The following is a 1,382-nucleotide window of genomic DNA, read 5'->3' as shown; positions in this document are numbered from 1 at the left end:
GATCGTGTCCCGGGAAGTGGTGTAACTGAACCAGCCGAAGGCGCCCTGCGGGCGAAAGAGGATGGTCATCGTGGTTCTTGGCTAACGTTGAGTTTGCGAAGACCAAACACTCACCAGAGAAACCACGATGACCAAGCCCACTATCGCATTGACCGAGTTGGTTGAGAAAGGGGCAGACGCTGATCTGCTCAAGCAAATGATCCAGTTCGTTGCCCAGCGCATGATGGAGTTCGACGTCGAAGGCCTGTGCGGCGCGGGCTTCGATGTCAAAAGCCCAGACCGGACAAATAGCCGTAATGGCTACCGCGATCGTCTTTGGCAAACCCGCGCAGGCGACGTAGACCTTAAGATTCCCAAGCTGCGCCAAGGCAGCTATTTCCCTGGTTTCCTTGAACCTCGACGCACCGCTGAGAAAGCCATGGCGGCAGTCATCCAGGAGGCCTACATCCAAGGCGTTTCAACACGCTCAGTGGACGAGCTGGTCAAAGCCATGGGCATGACCGGCATCTCCAAAAGCCAGGTCTCACGGCTAGCTGGTGAGATCGATGAGCGCGTTCACGCCTTCCTTGACCGCCCGCTTGAGGGCGACTGGCCCTATCTCTGGATCGATGCCACCTACGTCAAAGTGCGGGAGGCCGGACGCATCGTCTCGGTCGCCGTAATAATCGCCGTGGCCGTGAACACCGACGGTGGCCGCGAAGTCCTGGGCATGCGGGTTGGGCCGTCAGAGGCTGAGCCGTTCTGGACAGACTTCCTGCGCAGCCTCACGCGACGTGGCTTGCGGGGCGTGAAGCTGGTCATCTCCGACGCCCACGAAGGGCTCAAGGCGGCTGTTTCCAAGGTCTTCAACGCGACCTGGCAGCGCTGCCGTGTGCATTTCATGCGTAATGCCATGGCCCACGTCGGCAAAGGTCAGCGCACCATGGTGGCGGCCCTACTGCGCACAGTCTTCGCCCAGGACAGCCGTGCCGAATGCCATCAGCAATGGCGTTTGGTCGCTGATCAGCTACGCGAAAAATACCCCAAGATCGCGACACTCATGGACGGCTGCGAGGATGAAGTGCTGGCTCACATGGCGTTTCCAAAAGCGCACCGACAGCAATTACACAGCACCAATCCACTGGAGCGGCTTAACGCGGAGATCAAACGCCGCACCGACGTCGTAGGCATCTTTCCCAACGATCCTGCAATCACACGGCTGGTAGGCGCGATGCTGCTGGAGCAGAACGACGAGTGGTGCCTGCAACGGCGTTACATGCAGTTGGAGGCCTTTGAGGCAGTCAGCGATAATCCACAGGCCAAGCTGTCGGCCGTGATCAACTAAACGGCGAACTCAGCGGCCAGAACCATGATGAGTTACACCACTTCCCGGGACACGATCA

Annotated in this window: 1 protein-coding gene; it reads left to right on the top strand. The window is 59.0% G+C overall.

Annotated features, from left to right (window positions below):
* Nucleotides 1-127: 127 nt before the first annotated feature.
* Nucleotides 128-1,324, top strand: a complete 1,197-nt coding sequence (locus ACIPZC_RS26015; RefSeq protein WP_004575957.1) for an IS256 family transposase — start codon at nt 128-130, stop codon at nt 1,322-1,324.
* The last annotated feature ends 58 nt before the right edge of the window (nt 1,325-1,382 follow it).

This window comes from Pseudomonas sp. NPDC089743, from assembly GCF_044748785.1.
GTDB classification, from domain to species: domain Bacteria; phylum Pseudomonadota; class Gammaproteobacteria; order Pseudomonadales; family Pseudomonadaceae; genus Aquipseudomonas; species Aquipseudomonas putida_X.
This window is presented reverse-complemented; position numbering and strand designations above follow the sequence as displayed.

Coding starts and splice junctions, on each gene's coding strand:
- ACIPZC_RS26015 (WP_004575957.1), top strand. CDS start 128: ATGACCAAGCCCACTATCGCATTGACCGAGTTGGTTGAGAAAGGGGCA.